Origin of the sequence: Hyella patelloides LEGE 07179, from assembly GCF_900659865.1 — a bacterium.
Lineage (GTDB): Bacteria > Cyanobacteriota > Cyanobacteriia > Cyanobacteriales > Xenococcaceae > Hyella > Hyella patelloides.
This window is the reverse complement of the sequence record NZ_LR214177.1, coordinates 1-3,748: the sequence shown is the minus strand read 5'-3', so window position 1 is coordinate 3,748 and position 3,748 is coordinate 1. Positions and strand designations below refer to the sequence as shown.

4 protein-coding genes and 1 pseudogene are annotated in these 3,748 nt (G+C 48.7%); 1 reads left to right on the top strand and 4 read right to left on the bottom strand.

Features of this window, described 5'->3' with window-relative positions:
- Nucleotides 1-129 precede the first annotated feature (129 nt).
- Nucleotides 130-378, top strand: coding sequence for a hypothetical protein (locus H1P_RS36835; protein ID WP_186376264.1), 249 nt, complete (start codon nt 130-132; stop codon nt 376-378).
- Here H1P_RS36835 and H1P_RS31680 read toward each other — a convergent pair.
- The 4 genes and pseudogenes from H1P_RS31680 to H1P_RS31660 all read right to left on the bottom strand — a co-directional run.
- On the bottom strand, nt 343-771 hold the full coding sequence (locus tag H1P_RS31680) for a hypothetical protein (protein WP_144875216.1): 429 nt from the start codon (nt 769-771) through the stop codon (nt 343-345). The two genes, H1P_RS36835 and H1P_RS31680, sit on opposite strands and share 36 nt — an antisense overlap.
- Nucleotides 772-827: 56 nt before the next feature.
- Nucleotides 828-1,145, bottom strand: coding sequence for a P-II family nitrogen regulator (locus H1P_RS31675; RefSeq protein ID WP_144875214.1), 318 nt, complete (start codon nt 1,143-1,145; stop codon nt 828-830).
- A 143-nt stretch (nt 1,146-1,288) separates the two neighbouring features.
- The gene (locus H1P_RS31670; RefSeq protein WP_144875212.1) at nt 1,289-2,425 is read right to left on the bottom strand and encodes a sodium-dependent bicarbonate transport family permease; all 1,137 of its coding nucleotides are present in this window, start codon (nt 2,423-2,425) and stop codon (nt 1,289-1,291) included.
- A gap of 1,057 nt (nt 2,426-3,482) precedes the next feature.
- Nucleotides 3,483-3,713: pseudogene (locus H1P_RS31660) on the bottom strand (hypothetical protein); the annotation flags it as partial.
- Nucleotides 3,714-3,748 lie beyond the last annotated feature (35 nt).

Genomic DNA, 3,748 nt, shown 5'->3' with positions numbered 1-3,748 from the left:
TTTTTCTAGTTATTATTGCTTCATATTTATCAGATTATCTGGTAACTTATTTACGCGCAAGTCCCCAATCTTCCTCTATCTAAAGTCTGAGAGTAGATACTTTGATAAAACTACAAATTGAAGTGCGTAATGGGAAGTTTATCTTGTACTCTTCTGGCTCGATGGGATGAAGGCTCTGCTGACCCTTGGCTGATCATTACCGATTTAACTCCCCAGCAGGCAGAGATTTGTTGGTATGGGATGCGTAGTTGGATTGAATGCCTTTTCAAAGATATGAAGCGAGGTGGTTTTGGTTGGCATCATACTAAAATGACTGACCCTCAACGAGCAGAACGTCTGGGGTTAGCGTTCGCGCTTTGCCACTTTATACTTAGTTAGTATTGGTGGACTGCACGAGGCTAATTTACCTGCCAGTAGCTTACCACCTTTAAATGAAATTACTTCAGATGTTGACACCGACGAAAATCTCAACCCAAATTCTGGAGAATCTTCATTAGATGATACTAGATTAGAGCATCCTAATCCAACTCGATTGTTGAGTTGTTTCCGACGAGGCTTTTTAATAATTTTGGCCTCTGTAATTAAAGGAATGCCTTTACCTAAAGGCCGTTTTATTCCCGATTTTTCTCCAGCCCCTGGATGAATATTAAAAACATACACTTGAAAGCACCCCACTGCCCCAGCGAAGTCCCCCGAAAGCCTATGCCCTGAAGCACTACCAGCAGGCACGAGACTCTCGGATTGAGTTCTCAAAGGTGGTGACGTTCTCATGATGAGACCATTGACCGTGGACGACAGAGTTTTCTGTACCATTAAGGGGTTTTGAGTTAGAACTTGTGCGCGTGCAGTACCTCCATCACGTCACAGAGATAGGCGATGCCCGAATAATCGTCGAAAAACTGCGCTGCGACCTCATCCGAAATCTTCACGGCCATATCCCGATTGGGGGTGAGCACCTCAAACTTTAGATTCGAGTAGGTGTCGGAAATGGTGGGTTGTCCCGACGAGCGCACGTTGCGACTGCCTTTACCGCCAGCGTCCACCACCGTATAACCGGTAGCTCCAGCTTCATCGATGATCTTGGCGATCTTTTTCAGCAGCAACTTTTCTGTGACAATGACGAGCTTGCAGGCTTGCTGGGTCATGTTGGTTACCTCTCGATGTGTGTATTCATTGAAATATAATAGAAACTCAGGAAAACGGCAGCACCGCTCGCTATCGCGCTGATCTAGCCGTCGCGTTGGTCGCTGGCCCAGGGGAGCACTGGCAGACCGCAACCCGTCTGGGATCAGCTGCCCATCAGCACCTGGGCGAGCCCGATGAAGAGCGGTATTCCTATGGCAAGGGCAACTGGCGTGCCGACAGCTGTGGACGAACCGATGTAGGCGGAGGGATTAGCTGACGGGATACCGGCTCGCAATGTGGGCGGCCCTGAGATATCTGAACTGGAGGAAGCGATGACGGCCAGGATCACGACGCCGCCAAGGCTAAATCCCGTGGTGAAGTGGGCAATCATGCCGAAACCGAAGGCAATGAACCCATGCAGCAGCGGCCCCACCGCGGCATATATGGCGTACCACTGGCCCACTTTGCGCAGCTCGCCGATCCTTGCCGTGGCTTCCATACCCATTACCAGCATCAGTATCGAAAGCAGGCCACGGAAGAGGGGATCGAAGAAGCTCTCATAGACACTCTCTGGCCGGGTTAGTATGCCTAGAGCAAGGCCGAGCAGCAATGCCGATAGGGCAGAGCCCTGGAGGCTTTCCTTCACAATGGGCCATATCTTGACCCGCTCGGGCTGCCTTTTGGGATACCCGCTTGCAGTAATGCCCTGATTGCTGGAATACCCGCCTGCGTTACCGCCCTGCTCGCTGGTATATCCGCCTGCGGTAACGCGCTGCTTGCTGAGAGACTCCTCCTTGCTGAAATACTTGTCGCGCTGCTTGCTGGTATAAATGCTGGCTAAGACGATCGCAGTCACGAGCGCTGGGATGTCCATAAAGGGATAGAGTGCGGCGGCCCAGGGTTCGTATTGGATACCTTCCGTTTCCAGTATTGTCAGGCCAGCAGCGAGGGTAGAGCCACTCACGGCACCGAACAAGCCCGCGGTCGCAATGGCATCCACGACTTTGACTTTCGGCATATTGGCCAACGTGTAGCGCCCTATGAACACGATAAGTATCCCCACTACCATGGCGAACACCGCGGGCAACAGCATCTCCGCCAGATTGGCATTGCGGATCGCAATGCCACCGCTCAGGCCGACTTTTATGAGCAGCATGAAGACGATGAACTTATAGATCGCATCTGGAATTGCCAGTCGGCTATTGACGGCGGCAACGACCATACCACCAATCAGAAAACCGAGTGTCGGGGACTGCAACTTATCCAGGAAGAGCGTCAAGAAATCGGACCAAAAATTCACGTTGTAATTCCTCCTTAATCAGATCTTAGGGGTCAGGGGCTAATGGAATATAGTTAAATCAATTACCATCTCATTTCTCATTGATATAACTCTATCTCATTAGGTGCGCAAAAGCTGATTAAATTTTAAGAATTTGAGACATATTATTTTATTCAATTGATAATTTAGGCTTATAACTTAAGCTCGAATCATATCTAAATGTGACCAATAGTCAATCTATCCCGAAGGGGAATGAACTGGTAGACTCAGTGCGGAAGCCTTCTCTAGAGGTGATTTCAGGAGTTGGTTCAAGGTTTGTTAAATGCTTGGTATTGCTTGAGAAGCTATGGGACGCGCTATAGAGCGCAGACCACACAATGGCCACTAGAAGACCCACCCCAATGCCCCAACTGAACGCCCAGATATGCGAAGGCTCTAGAGTAAACCGCAGGTGGCGATCGCTATCGTAAACATGGACAGCCCACCCTTCGCCTGTGGATGGTTTCGTCTTTGTCTTATTCATGATGGTGTCCTTAGTATTTTTAAAATAGATAGATTCAAAAAGAGATAAATCAATGCTTACTATTACTCTCATTGCTACCGACTAAAAAGAGCACTCGTATCGCGGCAGATGCTGGTTTTTGTGAGTAATTTTGTGAGTAAGTGGCTGCAGGAATTATCTATATAATATCCGAACGATCTGTAGACCAACGATAACGATCTCAAACCGAAGGGATAAGTTTGAGATATGGTAGACGTTTCACAACTGTTGAAGAACGTTAGCCGCCAAAAACGCTAGCCACCAAAAACTTCAGCAGGGTCGGTGGCTTGAACTTGGCGCACCGCGCGCGCTCGCTATCGCTGGGTAACAATCCTGTCGAGGAGGTATCGTCTCTCGCTAACCTGTACGCGTTAGAAGAACTCCTGTTGTTCAACACACTGGTGACTGATGTTTCGCCGATTGAAGCTCTGGCCCAGTTGAGCTGGCTAGCTCTCTACAACACGCCCATCGAGGAAACCACAGCCCTGGAAAACTTGCTGCAGCTTACCTGGCTTGACCTCTGGGAAACCAATATGCGCGATCGCTTTTTTGGGTATCGGGAATATACAGCGCTCGAATATTTTCAGGAGTAACACTACGCAATTCTATCAAAGGAAACTCATCTCGATGTAACGCCAAGAATTCCCCTACTGTGGGATGAGTACCACCAGTCAAGACTATTTTTGCACCCTTTTTTAACAGCGATAACCCCACTGCTGCACCCAGCGAATCAAAATCTGCGGTTTGATGACATAAAATTAAATCCATTATTTCCAGTTATTAGTTGTAGGGGCGGGCTATTT